Here is a 16,843-nt window from a genome sequence, read left to right as displayed (position 1 = left end):
TCAGGCATTCAGGATCATTGCGGAACGTCGAGCATGGCGACGGCCGCGACAGTGCGCATGTCTTCGCTTCCTCCGCCCAGCCGGACGCCGCGAACCGGGCATGCATCAAGATAATCTATGCCGATAGCCAGTTTCAAATGCTGATTCGGTTTGCAGGTGTTGTTGGTGACGTCAAAGCTCTGCCAGCGGTCATCCAGCCAGGCTTCCGCCCACGCATGCATGGCGACATGAGTGGAATCCTCCGAGTAAAGATAGCCGCTGACGTAGCGTGCCGGAATGCCCAGACTGCGGCAGCAGGCGAGGAACACGTGAGTGTGATCCTGACAGACGCCGGTTTGTGCCGAAAACGCCTGCGAGGCGCTGTCTTTCACCGTGGTACTGCCGGGGTTATACGGCATTTTCAGCAGCAATTCGCCCATCAGATTGCACAGACTTTCATGTTGCGCCTGTGGCCGGTAATAGCGGCTGGCGAAATCGCGGATGGCACCGTCGGCCAGCGTCAGCGGGCTGGTGCGTAAAAACACCAGCGGCGAGAGGTGTCCGCAACTGTCATCTTCCGTGTTGTCTTCAATTTCTACCACGCCATTGGCTTCAATGGTGATGGCCTGATGAGGCTGATCGAGCGTCAGAACATGCAGCACATTGCCGTAGGCATCCAGCGTGCGGGTGGCGTATTCCGGCAGGGTCAGATCCCAGGATAAAATTTTCTGATGGCTGGAATCCTGCGGGGTCAGGCGCAGGTATTGCGTGCTGTGTTTAACCTGTTGCGCATAGGTGTAATGCGTCTGATGTGTGACATTCAGTTTCATTATTGAGCCTCCAGATAGGTTTGATGAATGCTCTCAGCGATGGCGTTGGTCTGATCCAGAAACTGCATCAGCCAGGGGCTGAGACCCATCTCAACGATCTCGTCCATTTCGGTGAAACGAAGTTGTGCATGAAGGGTATGGACGCGGCGGCGTGGCAAATTGCCCGCGCTGCCGCCGATTTCCTCCAGCTGTTCGGCCATGATTTCGACACAGGAAAGCAGGGAGCGCGGTAACTCGCGGCGCAGCACCAGCAGCTCCGCAATACGTTTCTGGCTGAGTTGCTGTTTGTAGAGGGTGTGGAACGCCTCGCGGGCGCTGACGGCGCGCAGCAAGGTATCCATCCGGTAGTATTCGCGCACCGGATCTTCATCGGCATTCAGTAACTGGTTTTTGGCATCCAGCAGGCGCGCGGTGCTGTCTGCGCGTTCCAGCATGGTGCCGAGGCGGATAAAATTCTGTGCATCGCTGCGCAGCAACGTGCCGAACATCGCGCCGCGAAACAGATGTGAACGCTCCTTCACCCAGTCGAAGAAGGAATCCGCTCCGGCAGAACCGACGCCCTGACGGCGGATCAGTTTCATCTCAATCCAGGTGGCATTGATGCTTTCCCAGACCTCAGACGACAGGCTGCCGCGCACGGCATGGGCATTATTCCACGCCATCTGCAAACAGCTGAAAATGCTGCTGTGGTTGACACTGTCCAGCGCAAAAAAGTTGAGCAGATTGCTCATGGTTTCCTGCGGATAATGCTCACTGAATAAGGTGCGCGTACCGGTCATGGTCAGCGGCACCAGCAGGTCGTTATTTTCATCACGGGCGCTGACATCACGGATCGACATCATCGACAGTTTGTTGGTCACGTCCAGCAGGCGTGCGATATTCTCGGCGCGTTCCAGATAACGCGCCATCCAGTACAGTTCGCTGGCTGTTCTGCTTAGCATGCGTCATCCTCCGTCGGATTTTCTTCCAGCACCCAGGTGTCTTTGGTTCCGCCGCCCTGAGATGAATTGACCACCAGCGAACCTTCCGCCAGCGCCACACGGGTTAACCCGCCCGGCACCAGACGGATTTCCGCACCGGTCAGGGCAAAAGGCCGCAGGTCGATATGGCGCGGTGCCAGCCCGTTGCCGACAAAGGTCGGGCAGGTGGACAGCGCCAGCGTTTCCTGGGCGATGTAGTTTTCCGGGCGGGTACGCAGCAATTCGCGGAAGCGGTCGATTTCCGCCTTACTGGCTGTCGGGCCAATCAGCATGCCGTAACCGCCTGCGCCATGAACCTCCTTCACCACCATTTTTTCCAGATTCGCCAGCACGAAAGACAGGTCGCTTTCCTTGCGGCATTGCCAGGTCGGCACGTTATTGAGGATCGGATCTTCTGCCAGATAGTAGCGGATCATTTCCGGCACATACGGGTAGATCGATTTGTCATCCGCCACGCCGGTGCCGATGGCATTCGCCAACACCACGCCACCGGATCGATACACCGACAGCAGGCCGGGCACGCCGAGCATCGAATCGGCGCGGAACGCCAGCGGATCGAGGAATGCATCGTCGATACGCCGGTAAATCACGTCAATTTTGCACGGCCCGGCGGTGGTACGCATAAACACCGCGCCGTCTTTCACAAACAGATCGACGCTTTCTACCAGCTCAACGCCCATTTGCTGCGCGAGGAAACTGTGCTCGAAATAGGCACTGTTAAAGCGGCCCGGCGTCAGTACCACCACGGTCGGATCATTGACCGTGGTGCTTTCGCGCAGGGTTTGCAGTAAGTGGGAAGGGTAGCGGGACACCGGCGCGATACGCTGCTCGGCAAACAGTTCGGGGTATAACCGCATCATCATTTTGCGGTTTTCCATCATGTACGACACGCCGGACGGCGTACGCAGGTTGTCTTCCAGCACGTAATATTCGCCATCGCCGCCGCGCACCATGTCGGTGCCGGCAATGTGCGCGTAGGTATCGCGATGCAGATCAATGCCCTGCATACAGGGCTGATACTGATCATTGGCCAGCACCTGTTCGGCCGGGACGATCCCTGCTTTGAGGATCTTCTGGTCATGGTAAATATCATGCAGGAAAGCATTCAGCGCCTGCACCCGCTGGCGGATCCCGCGATCGAGCATCTGCCATTCGCTGGCCGGAATAATGCGCGGCACGCTGTCGAACGGGATCAGCCGTTCCGCGCCATCATCTTCACCGTAAACATTAAAGGTAATCCCCACCCGGTGGAACAGCAGCGCGGCTTCCTCTTTTTTGCGCTGAACTGCCTGTTGGTCGGCTTGCTGCAACCACTGCCAGTAGGCCTGATAATGGCTGCGGTGTTTCCCTTCAGCCATTAACATCTCATCAAAAAAGGGTGAATCGGAAAGGTCAATCTTGATCATCATCACCTCACAAACTGGACAGGCCGCAATTGAATCGTTCAATAACAATGAAGATCAGGCATAAAGTGTGCCAGCGTGCAAAACGCAGAGAAAATCAGGGGAAATGAGGCAGGTCTGCTTAATTATAGGGCGATAAAAGGATCCTTTGCCTGAAAACAGGGCAAAAAAAACCAGCCCGCAGGCTGGTCTGGTGCATCACTGGCGCGGATTAACGGCGGACGGCGATGGCTTCGATTTCGATTTTCACGTCTTTTGGCAGACGGGCCACTTCAACGCAAGAACGGGCCGGGAAGGGCGCGTTGTGCTCGGTGAAGAAGGCTTCATACGTGGCGTTAACGGTGGCGAAGTCATTCAGATCTTTCACGAAAACGGTGGTTTTCACGATGTCTGAAACTTTCAGGCCAGCGGCTTCCACGATCGCCTGCACGTTGTCCAGTGACTGACGCGCCTGCGCAGAAATATCGTCAGCGACAGCGCCGGTTTTAGGATCCACAGGGATCTGGCCGGAAGTGATGATCATGCTGCCCAGATCCACGCCCTGAACGTAAGGACCGATAGCGGCAGGGGCGTTTTCAGTGCTGATTTCGCGGGACATAATGTCTCCTGATTTGAGTTAAGGTGAATAAAAAATTATCCCTCAGTATAAAGGGTTAATCGTTGTTCAGCACGACCTGATGCTCAAACTCTTTCTCGCAATATTTGCATTTCAGATGCACACCGTCCGCACGCTGCCTGACCGCAAAGCTGGAATCCACCGGTTCAAAACGGCTGATGCAGTTGCCGTTCGGGCAGCGCAGCACGCCGACAATCCGCTCCGGCAGCGTCGGCATCAGCTTTTTCACCACGTCGTAATTGTCGATGCGGTTGACCGTCGCACGCGGGGCATACACCGCCAGCTGATTAACCTGTTCGTCGGTGAGGAAGGTGTTCTCGATTTTGATGATGTCTTTGCGGCCCAGTTCGCCGGAAGGCAGGTTCAGGCCGACGGTCACGCGCTGTTCGGTCTGGGTAAACTTGAACAGGGACAGTAATTTAAAGCCGACCTGCGCCGGAATATGGTCAATCACCGTGCCGCATTTGATGGCTTCAACCTGAAGTTTATTGTCGTGTGTCATGATCGTGTTCTCCTCAAGTTTACTGTGCAGTGTCTGCGTTCAGGACCAGCGCCAGCAACGCCTGACGCGCAAAAATGCCGTTACCGGCCTGCTGGAAATACCAGGCGTAAGGCGTTTTATCGACATCCGGCGTGATCTCGTCGATACGCGGCAGCGGATGCAGCACTTTCAGGTGCGGCTGGGCATTCGTCAGGTCGGCGGCGCGCAGCACAAACTGGGCTTTCACGTTGGCGTATTCCGACGGATCCAGACGCTCTTTTTGTACGCGGGTCATGTACAGAATGTCGATGTCAGACACCACTTCCTCGATGCTGCTGTGCAGGCTGTATTCGATGCCTTTCTCTTCCAGCAGGCTGAGGATGTAGCCCGGCATCGCCAGCGCATCCGGCGCGATAAAGTAGAAACGGTTACCGTTAAATTTCGCCAGCGCCTGCGCCAGGGAATGCACCGTGCGGCCGTATTTCAGGTCGCCGACCATGGCGATTTTGATGTTGTCGAGACGCCCCTGCGTTTCCTGAATGGTGAACAAATCCAGCAGGGTTTGCGTCGGATGCTGGTTCGCGCCGTCGCCTGCGTTGAGCACCGGAATGCCGCCGGAGAATTCGGTCGCCAGACGCGCCGCGCCTTCCTGCGGGTGACGCATCACAATTGCATCGACATAGGTGCTGATAACCGAAATGGTGTCGGCCAGCGTTTCGCCTTTTTTGCCGAGCGAGGTGTTGCTGCTGTCGGAGAAACCGACCACCGAGGCACCCAGACGATGCATGGACGTTTCAAACGACAGACGGGTGCGGGTTGAGGCTTCGAAGAAACAACTGGCGATCACTTTGTGTTTCAGCAATTCAGGCTGCGGGTTGGCTTTCAGGCTGGCAGCGGTATCGAGTACCAGTTCCAGCTCTTCGCGGCTGAGATCGTTGATAGAAATGATGTCTTTCTGATACAGCGGATTGGCCATAGTCATTCTCCTGTTCTTTACGCGTAAAAAATCGGCTACTCAAATTCCGGACAAAAAAAAGCCCCTCAATGAGGGGCTTTCAGTAAAACGGCAATACCACGGAAGAACAACGGCAGCGGGCTGCCTGAAGGCACGGTGTTTGGTCGATCATCTGAGCACAAAACGTGGCGATTGTTCATGGGTTCTCCCGGCAAATTGTGGCGCATTATACGCGGGTCATTGACGACATCAAGCGGAAAAACGGCCTGAAGGCAAACGATTGGTATGACGGAAAACGAAGACAAAAACTGTTAACTGGATCAAAGGGTGTCGCCTTCGGGTGCATTATTATGGGCAGACATTGAAACAGTATTTCATTTTCACATTAGCGAAGGGAAAACCATGATAACCGGCAATATCCATCAACTGCATCTCGTCCCTTATCTGCCCGCTGAACTGCGCGAGGCCATTGAATACGTTAAGCAACACATCACGGCGGACACGCCGCTGGGCAAACACGATATCCGTGGCGACGACGCGTTTGTGCTGATTTCCAATGACATGACTGCCCCGCAGGCTGAGCGCCGCGCTGAGTTCCATGCGCGTAATCTGGATATCCAGATTATCCTCAACGGCACCGAAGGCATGACATTCAGCAACTTACCGGCCGGTTATATCGATACCGACTGGCTGGAAGATAAAGACATCGCGTTTCTGGCTGCCGGTGAGCAGGAAAAAACCATGATCATGCAGACCGGCGATTTCGTGGTGTTTTATCCGGGCGAAGTGCATAAGCCGCTGTGCGCCGTCGGTGAACCGGTGAACGTGCGTAAAGCGGTAGTGAAAATGAACGTCAGCGCATTGAGCGCTTCACGCTGATCGTGTAGCGTTTTGTCCGCTTGATCAGCTTCATCCGCCAGCGACGCAGCCTGCCGAGACGTTCCGGCGCTTTGAGTTTATGTTTGATCCACACCACCTGCCACGGCTGGAGTCGCATCTGGCCGTTAAACACTTCTCCGCCAATCAGATCTTTCCCTTCCACCGCCAGTTTCAGCATCTGAGAATGATCGCTGATATTGAAAATGCAGCTGATCCGATCTTCGGTTATCGGATCATAACGTTCCATGGCAAACAGCGATTTACCCAGATCGAACACGCGCTGACCGGCCTGTGGCGAAAAAGCCGGATGCTCACGGCGGTGTCTGATCAGAGCCTGTAAACCGTAAAACACGCGTGCACGCAAACCGTCCTGTTTTTCCAGTTCGGCCTCGATAGTCGGCAGATCCAGCTTTTTACGGTTAATACGGCGGTTGATCCCCGACTGATGCATCCCCTCAAGATCGTTCTCGCTGCCCAGCAGGCTGTGGATATAAATCGCCGGTACGCCGATAAACGACAGCAACAGCGCCTGCGCCGCCAGAAACTTACGCACTTTCAGCTCGGTATCGTCTTCCGGTTCGGTCAGCGCGCTGAGGTAATTGATGTTCAGTTCATACGGCGAATGGGTGCCGTCGCCGTTGTCTTTATAGGAGACGCGGCCTTCCTTACGCAGCGTTTCCTGCGCCATGAATTTGCGCTCGTCATCGCTGAGGAAGGTTTCTGTCGGACGTAAACCGATGCCGTCGTGGCTGGCAAGGAAGTTGAAATAGGTGGTGTCAGGATAGCGGGCTTCCGCGTTCAGACTCTGCGCCCATTGCGTGAGCGTGGTGGTGTCCTGACGCAAAAAGGCGTGCAAGGTCAGCGGCGGCAGCGGGAACTGATACACCATGTGCGCTTCATCGCCTTCACCGAAATAGCTGATGTTTTCGTGATGCGGCACGTTGGTTTCGGTGATGATCCGCGTGCCGGGGATCACTTCATCAAGGATCGTCCGCCAGACTTTGATAATGTTATGCGCCTGCGGCATGTGGATACAACGCGTCCCGGCTTCCTTCCAGATATACCCAATCGCATCGAGGCGGATCGACCGCCCGCCGCTGGCGGCGTACTGCAACAGCACATCGATACTTTCCAGCAGCACCTGCGGATTTTTGAAATTGATATCCACCTGATCTTCACTGAACGTCGTCCACAGATAGAGTTCGGTGCCGTCGGTTTTGATAAAAGGCGAGAGCAGCGGCGAGGCGCGCGGGCGCACGACACGGCTGTAATCCAGCTCGGGATTCGCGGCGATAAAATAATCTTTGTAATACGGATCGTCGTGCAGATAGCCTTTCATCCACGCGCTTGAGCGGGATATGTGGTTGATCACGCAGTCAAACATCAGGTTGAAATTGTGCGAAAGGTGATGAATGTCGGACCATCCGCCGAGATGTTCGTCGATTTTCCGGTAGTCGATGACGCTGAAACCGTCATCCGAACTGTAGGGGTACATCGGCAGAATATGGATATCACTGATAATGTCGCGCAGATAGGTGTTGGCGAAGTGATTGAGCGTCGCCAGCGGCGGCTGATCGCCGTGGCGGATGTTATCGCCGTAGGTAATCAGGTAAATGTTGGTGCCATCCACCCAGCGGGTGGTGCGGTGTTTGCCGTAATTCCATTTGTCGGCGAGATGCAGGATTTTTTTCAGCAGGTCGGCGATGTGTTCCCTGGGGTATATCCTGCTCAACAGGCTTTCCAGCCGCAGGACATACTCAAGATTAACTGAGCTCATATCGGTTCCTTCTTACTGCGTTTCTGTTTTTTTGTTGGATACGTTAAAACCAAAGCGCTCTAAAAAGGGTAGCTGAAAATGAGGTCTTCTGACGGGAACAGGCGGGATAAAGTGCAAAACGATGTAAAGACGGGAGCGTGCAGGAAGCGCATCCTTTCTGCACGCCGGAGAAAAATCAGAGGTTGCCAAGAGTGGCGACCATCACCGCTTTGATGGTGTGCAGACGGTTTTCTGCCTGATCGAACACCACGCTGTGACTGGATTCAAACACGTCATCGGTGACTTCCATGCCGCCGTGCAGACCGTATTCTTCTGCCATCTGCTTGCCGAGGGTGGTCTGGTCGTCATGAAACGCAGGCAGACAGTGCAGGAACTTCACCTGCGGATTGCCGGTCAGCGCCAGCATCGCGCGGTTGACCTGATAAGGACGCAGCAGAGCGATGCGTTCTTTCCAGGCTTCTTTCGGCTCGCCCATGGACACCCAGACGTCGGTATACAGGAAATCGGCATCCTTCACGCCGGTCGCGATATCTTCCGTCAGGGTGATGCTGCCGCCGTTTTCTTTGGCCAGTTGTTCGCAGGTGGCGACCAGTTCGGCTTCCGGCCAGCAGGCGGAGGGCGCGACCAGACGTAAATCCAGCCCGCATAACGCGGCGGCTTCCAGCAGGGAATTGCCCATATTGTTACGGGTATCGCCCAGATAGGCCAGACGCATACCTTTCAGTGGTTTGCCCGGCAGATGCTCCTGCATGGTCAGCAGGTCAGCCAGCAGTTGCGTCGGATGAAATTCGTTGGTTAAGCCGTTCCACACCGGTACACCGGCGTATTGCGCCAGAATTTCCACTTTTTCCTGACCATAACCACGATACTGAATACCGTCGTACATCCGGCCGAGGACGCGGGCGGTGTCTTTCATGGATTCTTTATGGCCGATCTGGCTGCCACTTGGGCCGAGATAGGTGACTTTCGCCCCCTGATCGTATGCGGCAACTTCGAAAGAGCATCGGGTGCGGGTTGAGTCTTTTTCGAAGATGAGCGCGATGTTTTTGCCTTGCAGGCTGGCTTTTTCGCTGCCGTTTTTCTTGGCGGCTTTCAGCTCTGCGGAGAGTTTCAGCAGGGACGAAATCTCTGACGGGGTAAAATCCAGTAATCTGAGAAAATGACGTTTACTCAACAAACTCATGATGTCGCTCCATAGCGCGTAAGCATTTCGGATTGAATTTAAATTCAATTTAACTGGATGAATATGCAAATACAACCCCGGCGAGAAAACTTTCTCTTTAATAGTGGAGACGCGCCCTGCGGTGTGTGAAAATAGCGTACAAACGTCACATTGATTGAGGACAGAGATATGGCAAACCGTGAATTGCTTGAAGAACAACGTGAAGAGACTCGCTTAATCATCGAAGAACTGCTGGATGATGGCAGTGATCCTGACGCGCTTTACACCATCGAACACCATTTATCTTCAGAGAAGTTTGAAGTGCTGGAGAAAGCGGCGGTCGAAGCTTTCAAACTGGGTTATGAAGTCACTGACGCTGAAGAGCTGGAAGTGGAAGACGGGTCTGTCGTGATGTGCTGTGACGTGATCAGCGAAATCGCGCTGAAAGCGGAACTGATCGACACTCAGGTTGAGCAACTGATGAATCTGGCCGAAGCCAACGGCGTCAGCTACGACGGCTGGGGCACTTACTTCGAAGGCGATGACGACGAAGAAGGTGAAGACGGCGAAGACGAAGATGTCGTTGATGAAGATGATGACGGAAAACGTCATTAATTTTTTCTGAATCTGAAACAAAAGGGCTGCTGAATAAAGCAGCCTTTTTTATTTCTGTTGCCCCCCCCCTCCTTTGTGAGACGCCTCTCGTTTGGTAAATTTCATAAACCATAAGCAAAATATGGTTAAATTCAATACACCTGCCAAAAGTTAACATACCAATTCTGAAAGATATTCTACCTCATGACGTGGAGTCAGATTATGGCAGCCGTAAAGAAATTGTCTGTTATAGAAAAACTCGGTTTTGGTATGGGTGACGCAGCTTGCGGGATTGTTTATTCCTCAGTGACGATGTTTCTGACGTACTTTTATACCGATATCTACGGGCTTTCCGCCGCTGCTGTCGGGGTAATGTTTCTGGTTACGCGCATTCTGGATGCCGTCAGCGATCCGCTAACTGGCATTATCGCGGACCGCGTGAAAACCCGCTGGGGGCATTTTCGTCCGTGGCTGATTTGGTTTGCTATTCCTTATGCCGTGCTGGCAGTTATGACCTTCACCACGCCTGATTTCGGCCATTCCGGAAAACTGCTTTACGCCTACATTACTTATTCATTGCTGATGCTGTGTTACACCTTTATCAATATTCCGTACTGCGCGCTGGGCGGTGTAATTACCACGGATGATAAAGACCGGCTGTCTGCGCAATCCTATCGGTTCACTATTTCTTCCCTGGCAGGTTTACTGGTTTCTGTCGGCACTTTGTGGCTGGTGGATTATTTCGGTAAAGAAAATCTGCAGGCCGGATATCAGGCGACGATGGCAGTAATGGGTGCGATTGCTGTTTGTATGCTGGTGTTCTGTTTTTGTTTCACCAAAGAACGGATCACGGCGGAGGATACCCGTCAGGTATCGGTGTTCAGTGACTTGAAAAATCTGCTGTCGAACGATCAGTGGCGTATTGTCGCCATCATTACCTTTTTCTCCAGCATGGCCGGGGTGATGCGCAGTTCCGCGACATTGTATTACGCGACGTATCTGATGCTGGATAAAGGACAGAGTCTGGTCAGTGGCACGGCGATGAAAAGTACGTTTATCACTACCAGCGTAGTCGGCACGATATTTGGGGCGATAGCGGCGGGGTACTTTGCCAAACGGTTTAGCACGCTGACGATGTTTAAGAATATCAATCTGCTGTTGGTCCTTGCGGGCGTGGTGATGTTTTTTGTCCCGCCGAAATACCTGCCGGTTATTTTTCCACTGTATTTCATCATTGGTTTTTTACACCAGATGTACCAGCCGTTTAAATGGAACATGATGGCTAATGCGGCGGATTATGGTGAGTGGAAAACAGGCCGGCGGATCACCGGGCTGTCTTTTTCCGGCAATCTGTTCGCCTTAAAACTGGGTATGGCTTTTGCGGGGGCATTTGTTGGCTTTTCACTGGGCTGGTTTGGCTATCATGCGGGTGCAGAAACACAGACAGCGCTGGCAACCACCGGCATTATTGGCCTTCTGACCGTTGGGCCTTCAGTGTCGTATCTGATCCTCTATTTCCTGGCTCGTTTCTACAAACTCGATGATGCCACGATGAAGAATATTCAGACCGATCTGGCGAAACGCAGTGGGGATATTGTCCGCGAGCAGGAAAATGAAGCCGGTAATCTGGATCCGGTGATGGTTGTTAAATAAGGGGGAGTTCGATATGGAGATGACTAACCACTCTGGCTGGCATGCCGATTTGGGTGACGGGCATTATCAGAATCCTGTTTTGCATGCAGATTATTCAGACCCGGATATTGTCTGTGTGGGCGACGATATTTACATGGTGGCCTCGAGTTTTAATCATATTCCGGGTCTGCCCGTGCTTCATTCAACCGATCTGGTGAACTGGAAGATTATTAACCATGTTGTGCAGCGGATTAACTATCCGGCCTATGACAGTGTGCAGCCCGGAAAAGGGATCTGGGCGCCGAGTATTCGTTATCACAAGGGCTTGTTCTGGGTGTTTTACAGCATGCCCGATGAAGGCATTTTTATGTCTTACGCCGAAGATCCGGCTAAAGACTGGAGCGAGCCGCATTGTATTAAAGCGGTGAAGGGCTGGATCGACCCTTGTCCGTTCTGGGATGAAGACGGGCGCGCATGGCTGGTTCATGCATTTGCCTATAGCCGTTCCGGGATCAAACATCAGTTACAGCTTTGCGAAATGGCTCCTGACGCAACATCATTGCTCGACCAGGGCCAAATCATTTTTGATGGCGCAGTTTCCCATCCGACCATTGAGGGGCCAAAAGTCTACCGGCGTAATGGTTGGTATTATATTTTTGCGCCTGCCGGAGGCGTCGAAAGTGGCTGGCAGACCGTATTACGCTCCCGCCAGATGAGCGGCCCGTTTGAGGTTCGCGATGTTTTGCATCAGGGCACCTCGAAAGTGAACGGTCCCCACCAGGGTGGCTGGGTGGAACTGAAAAATGGCGAATGTTGGTTTGTTCATTTTCAGGATGCCGCCCACAATGGCCGGATAGTGCATTTGCAGCCCCTGCGCTGGAACCACGACGACTGGCCGGAAATCGGCGAAGAAATGAATGCTGAAGGACTGGGGCAGCCGGTATCCATGTATGTTAAACCCGCCGTCTATCCGCACGGATTGCGATGCGATCCGCAAACGTCGGACAGTTTTGCAGAGGGGCGCTTCGGTCTGCAATGGCAGTGGCAGGCTAACCCGCAACGTGACTGGATTATCCCGTCGCCGGCGGGCCTTAAAGTGGCCTGCCGTCCATTTGGCGCACGGTCTTTATATGACACGCCACAACTGCTTTTGCAGAAATTCCCGGCACCAGAATTCACGGTGACCACACGTTTGGATCCGCATTTTAACCACGACGGTGAGCAAAGTGGTTTGATAATGTATGGCGAAAGATACGGCGCGGTTTCGGTGTGCCAGCAGGAAGGCAAGTGGGTGCTGGTGTTTGACTTCGGGTGGATGAGTGATAAAGGCGTTCTGAGCCAGGAAAGAACCGTGCTGGCGGCACTCATTCGCCATGAGGCGGTGTTCATCAGGGCAGAGGTATTGCAACGTGGCATCTGCCATTTCTTTTTCAGACAGGCCGAAACCGAAGACTGGAAAGCGGTTGCACCTCCATTAGCCATTTCTGCAGGGAAGTGGGTGGGGGCGAAAACCGGCATTTACTCGGCGGCGTCAGAAGTGAATTCTGATACGGGATACGGCGAGTTTTCATATTTCCAGATGAGCGCCCGATAATCCATAAAGCCAGCTCGCGAGAGCTGGCTATCATCTTCTTAAAGTACGTCCCCGTTACTCTCAATCACTTTCTGATACCAGCCGAAACTCTCTTTTTTCGAGCGTGCCATTGTGCCGCTGCCATCATCGTTTTTATCGACGTGAATGAAGCCATAACGTTTGCTGTATTGTCCGGTGGTAAACGACACGCAGTCGATGCAGCCCCACGGCGTATAACCCATCAGATCCACACCGTCTTCCAGCACGGCTTTTTTCATCTGCTCAATGTGCGCTTTCAGATAGGCGATGCGGTAATCGTCATGAATAACGCCATCGTCGCCCGCTTTATCAATCGCACCGAAGCCATTTTCCACAATAAACAGCGGCTTCTGGTAACGCTCGTACAGGATATTCAGGGTGTAGCGCAGACCGACCGGATCAATCTGCCAGCCCCAGTCGGAGGCTTTTACGTGCGGGTTCGGCACGCTGCCCGCAAAGCCGGACAAGCCGTTATCATCACTCGGATTGTGCGCGGAAATGGCGTTGCTCATGTAATAGCTCAGGCCGATGTAATCCGCGCAGCCGTCACGCAGCGCCTGCAAATCGCCGTCTTCCATTTTGATGTTGAAACCACGGCGCTCCCACTCTTTCAGGGCATAGGCCGGGTAATAACCGCGCATATGCACGTCGCTGAACAGGAAACGTTCGTGCATCGCCTCCACGGAATACATCACGTCGTCCGGATGGCAGGAGAACGGATACAGCGGCACCATGGCGATCATGCAGCCAATCTGGAAATCAGGGTTGATGTCATGCCCGAGTTTCACCACTTTGGCGCTGGCCACGAACTGGTGATGCAGCACCTGATACATGGTTTCTTCCGGATTTTCATGCTCGGTAAACACCACGCCGGAACAGCAATAACCGAACAGCGGGTATTTCCAGTTACGCTGGTTATTGATCTCGTTAAAGGTCATCCAGTATTTCACTTTGCCTTTATAACGCTCCATCACCACCTGACTGAAACGCACAAAGAAATCCACCACCTGACGGTTTTTCCAGCCGCCGTACTCCTTCACCAGATGCCACGGCATTTCAAAGTGGGAAAGGGTGATCACCGGCTCGATATTGTGTTTGAGCAGCTCATCAAACATGTCGTCATAGAATTGCAGACCGGCTTCATTTGGCTGTAATTCGTCACCGTTCGGGAAGATACGCGTCCAGGCAATCGAGGTGCGGAAGCATTTGAAGCCCATCTCAGCGAATAACGCGATGTCTTCTTTGTAGTGCGAGTAGAAATCGACAGCTTCGTGGTTCGGATAGCTGTAACCGTCCAGCACGCCGTCGGTCATCACGCGATCCACGCCGTGCGCGCCGCCGGAAAGGACGTCACAAATGCTGATGCCTTTGCCGCCCTGGTTCCAGCCGCCTTCAACCTGATGCGCCGCAACCGCGCCGCCCCATAAGAAATCTTTTGGTAACTGATGACTCATTCCGTTCTCCCTTGATGCGGGCGGAAACTCCCGCCCGATACACTGTAATTTAAGACTTAATTCATTTCGGCCTGTGTGGCGCGTCGGGTTTCTGCCTGCACTTTTTTGGTCGCGGCAACGTCGGGTTCATCTTTAAATCCGACCAGCCAGGTGAACAGCGCGCCAAGCACAAAGGCGACGGTAATCGACAGCAGGAAGCCGAGGAACTGCGGCATGTGGCCTTCTTTGAAGAACACCGGCAGCACGGCGATACCCGGCAGGCAGTAACTCCAGGAAACGGCATTAAAGGAACCGGCAATTGCACCGCCGATACCGCCCGCGACACAGCTGCACAGGAAAGGTTTTTTCAGGCGCAGCGCCACACCGTAAATGGCGGGTTCGGTGATACCGAACAGGCCGGTGACGCCAGCCGACAATGAGATACCTTTCATTTCGCGGCTGCGGGTTTTCAGGTACACGCCGAACATGCTGCCGGTCATCGCGAAGACAGCTGACGCCTGCAGGCCGGTGAAGGTGTCGTAACCCAGTGTGGCGTAGTTGCCAACGGTAACCGGCGTAATGCCCCAGTGAACGCCCAGCGTTACCAGTGGCTGCCAGAACGCACCGACCACGAATCCGGCAATGGTCGGGCTGAGGTGATAGAGGTAGTTATACACGCCGCCAATCGCGCCACCAATCAGGTTACCGACCGGGCCAAACACCAGCAGGGTCATCGGCACCATAATGGCGATACAGAACATCGGCGTGAACAGGTTACGGATCACCACCGGCAGCACTTTATTGAAGAAGTGTTCGATGTACGACATCGCCCAGACCATCAGAATGATCGGGATAACCGACGCGGTGTAACTGAGGTATTTCACCGGAATACCGAGGAAATCCAGCGTCGGCGCGGACACCGGAATACCGACCACGTTTTGCAGAATATTGGCGATATCAGGATTGCTCACGGCTTCACGCATCAGTTGCTGCATGGCCGGATCGGCGGAATTGATCGACGTGATTTTAAACGCCGTCAGCATATTCATGTAATCAGGGCTGATCAGCGCGCAGGCCGTAATCACCGCTGTGAAAGGATTGACGTTGAATTTTTTCGCGGCAGTGAACGCAATCATTACCGGCAGGAAGGTAAACGCCGTCCATGACACAAAGTTGAGAATACGGTAGGTGCCGCTGTTGGCGTCCATAATCCCGATGGCGGCCAGGAAGGAAATAATCCCCTGCAAGATACCGCAGGCGGCCAGCTGATAAAGGAAAGGGGTAAAGATGCTGGAGATCACGTCCATCACGCGGCTGACGATGCCGACATTGGGCGCGGAGACCGGGGCGTTTTCATCAATCTCAATCAGTTTCAGCACCTGCTTATAGGCATCGCTGACATGGTTGCCGATAACGACCTGCATCTGACCGCCGGCCTCAATCACGGTAATCACGCCTTTTACCCGTTTTAATTCTTCTTTATCGACGGCTTTATTATCTTTAAGAACGAAACGTAATCGGGTTGCACAATGTGTGACGCTAATCACATTATTATCGCCGCCAATATATTTAACAATATCCTGAGCTGTTTGAGCGTAATCAATGGCCATTATTTATTATTCTCCTGCGGGTATACAGAGGTGAGCTTTTTTGTTGTTTTACTCGTTGGCAGGAGTGTAGCAAAAGAAAGGGTATTGTCACGATATAACAAAAAACAGGTTGGGTGATTTGTTACATCTTAAAAACACCCTGTTTTTTCATTGCGCTGTGTCACGTTTTATTAAAGGTAATTTTTTTCCGATGGTCTCGATAATATAAAGTACCGGGATCTGAGTGGTAATATTGTATTCCCCCTCAAGCACAATTTGCGGCATGTGATAGGAGATGTTGAGGTCTGCCATCCGCGCCAGTGTTGAGGTTTCACTGTTGGTCAGGCTGATGATCTTGCAATTGTGCTGACTGAACTGAGTGGCGAAACGCAGCACTTCTTCCGTTTCACCGGAAACAGAAAGAATAATCGCAATGGCGTCTTTATACATGTCGCTGTTGATCGGGAAATAAGGATCATCGATAAAGGTGCTGAATTTACCGACGTTAGAGAAAAAACGTGCGCTGTATTTTCCTAATGAACCCGATGTCCCGACGCCGACAAATATAATGCGTTGCGCCCCGGCAATCTGGCGGGCTGCATTATCTAATAATTCATCGAATTCGCTGTTATTAATGCTTTTAAAATAACTGATGATCTCGCTGATCCCAAAAGACACCGGCGGTTTTTCTTCATGTTCTAAAAACAGTTTAAAACGGATACGAAACTCGGAGTAACCTTCGCAGTCCATTTTCTTGCAGAAGCGCAACACCGTGGTGGTGGACACCCCGGCGGCATCCGCCAGTTCGCGAATGGTCATGTACATCACTTTATCGCCGTTTTTGACGATGTAGTTGTAAACCGTCAGCTCCAGTTCGTTTAACGCTGAAATGGCTTTATGTGTGAACATTCAGATGCCTGT

At 53.1% G+C, this 16,843-nt stretch carries 15 protein-coding genes; 4 read left to right on the top strand and 11 right to left on the bottom strand.

Annotated features, from left to right (window positions below):
- Positions 1–14: 14 nt before the first annotated feature.
- From J9880_RS05050 to pyrB, 6 genes are all read right to left on the bottom strand, one after another.
- Positions 15–809 (bottom strand): transglutaminase family protein, encoded by a 795-nt coding sequence (locus J9880_RS05050; RefSeq protein WP_119822434.1) that lies wholly within the window; start codon positions 807–809, stop codon positions 15–17.
- A complete protein-coding gene (locus tag J9880_RS05045; RefSeq protein WP_095924472.1) occupies positions 809–1,750 on the bottom strand; it encodes an alpha-E domain-containing protein in 942 nt (313 codons plus the stop codon). Before J9880_RS05045 ends, J9880_RS05050 begins: the two co-directional genes overlap by 1 nt.
- A complete protein-coding gene (locus J9880_RS05040; RefSeq protein ID WP_119822435.1) occupies positions 1,744–3,195 on the bottom strand; it encodes a circularly permuted type 2 ATP-grasp protein in 1,452 nt (483 codons plus the stop codon). Before J9880_RS05040 ends, J9880_RS05045 begins: the two co-directional genes overlap by 7 nt.
- 208 nt (positions 3,196–3,403) lie before the next feature.
- Positions 3,404–3,790: a 2-iminobutanoate/2-iminopropanoate deaminase gene (ridA, locus tag J9880_RS05035; RefSeq protein ID WP_095924478.1), complete on the bottom strand. Its 387-nt coding sequence runs from the start codon at positions 3,788–3,790 to the stop codon at positions 3,404–3,406.
- A gap of 55 nt (positions 3,791–3,845) precedes the next feature.
- Positions 3,846–4,310, bottom strand: a complete 465-nt coding sequence (gene pyrI / locus J9880_RS05030) for an aspartate carbamoyltransferase regulatory subunit (RefSeq protein WP_095924479.1) — start codon at positions 4,308–4,310, stop codon at positions 3,846–3,848.
- A 19-nt stretch (positions 4,311–4,329) separates the two neighbouring features.
- On the bottom strand, positions 4,330–5,265 hold the full coding sequence (gene pyrB / locus J9880_RS05025) for an aspartate carbamoyltransferase (RefSeq protein WP_232770174.1): 936 nt from the start codon (positions 5,263–5,265) through the stop codon (positions 4,330–4,332).
- A gap of 381 nt (positions 5,266–5,646) precedes the next feature.
- Here pyrB and J9880_RS05020 point away from each other — a divergent pair, with 381 nt between their 5' ends.
- A complete protein-coding gene (locus J9880_RS05020; protein WP_232770173.1) occupies positions 5,647–6,123 on the top strand; it encodes a YhcH/YjgK/YiaL family protein in 477 nt (158 codons plus the stop codon).
- Here the strand turns inward: J9880_RS05020 and J9880_RS05015 are convergent.
- Positions 6,098–7,900, bottom strand: coding sequence for a sugar phosphorylase (locus tag J9880_RS05015; protein ID WP_232770172.1), 1,803 nt, complete (start codon positions 7,898–7,900; stop codon positions 6,098–6,100). The two genes, J9880_RS05020 and J9880_RS05015, sit on opposite strands and share 26 nt — an antisense overlap.
- 175 nt (positions 7,901–8,075) lie before the next feature.
- Positions 8,076–9,083: an ornithine carbamoyltransferase gene (gene argF / locus J9880_RS05010; protein ID WP_119822438.1), complete on the bottom strand. Its 1,008-nt coding sequence runs from the start codon at positions 9,081–9,083 to the stop codon at positions 8,076–8,078.
- 168 nt (positions 9,084–9,251) lie between these two features.
- Here argF and rraB point away from each other — a divergent pair, with 168 nt between their 5' ends.
- From rraB to J9880_RS04995, 3 genes are all read left to right on the top strand, one after another.
- Complete coding sequence (gene rraB / locus J9880_RS05005; protein WP_095924484.1) at positions 9,252–9,677, top strand: ribonuclease E inhibitor RraB; 426 nt, start codon at positions 9,252–9,254, stop codon at positions 9,675–9,677.
- A 201-nt stretch (positions 9,678–9,878) separates the two neighbouring features.
- Positions 9,879–11,309, top strand: a complete 1,431-nt coding sequence (locus J9880_RS05000; RefSeq protein WP_095924485.1) for a glycoside-pentoside-hexuronide (GPH):cation symporter — start codon at positions 9,879–9,881, stop codon at positions 11,307–11,309.
- Between the two features lie 13 nt (positions 11,310–11,322).
- A complete protein-coding gene (locus J9880_RS04995; protein WP_119822440.1) occupies positions 11,323–12,882 on the top strand; it encodes a glycoside hydrolase family 43 protein in 1,560 nt (519 codons plus the stop codon).
- Positions 12,883–12,920: 38 nt separating this feature from the next.
- On the opposite strand, the gene J9880_RS04990 is transcribed toward J9880_RS04995, so the two are convergent.
- From J9880_RS04990 to J9880_RS04980, 3 genes are all read right to left on the bottom strand, one after another.
- On the bottom strand, positions 12,921–14,354 hold the full coding sequence (locus tag J9880_RS04990) for a 6-phospho-beta-glucosidase (protein WP_119822441.1): 1,434 nt from the start codon (positions 14,352–14,354) through the stop codon (positions 12,921–12,923).
- Positions 14,355–14,410: 56 nt separating this feature from the next.
- Complete coding sequence (locus J9880_RS04985; protein WP_095924488.1) at positions 14,411–15,943, bottom strand: PTS transporter subunit EIIC; 1,533 nt, start codon at positions 15,941–15,943, stop codon at positions 14,411–14,413.
- A 147-nt stretch (positions 15,944–16,090) separates the two neighbouring features.
- On the bottom strand, positions 16,091–16,831 hold the full coding sequence (locus tag J9880_RS04980; RefSeq protein WP_095924489.1) for a MurR/RpiR family transcriptional regulator: 741 nt from the start codon (positions 16,829–16,831) through the stop codon (positions 16,091–16,093).
- Between the last annotated feature and the right edge of the window lie 12 nt (positions 16,832–16,843).

This window comes from Rahnella victoriana (assembly GCF_021276285.1).
GTDB classification, from domain to species: domain Bacteria; phylum Pseudomonadota; class Gammaproteobacteria; order Enterobacterales; family Enterobacteriaceae; genus Rahnella; species Rahnella victoriana.
This window is presented reverse-complemented; position numbering and strand designations above follow the sequence as displayed.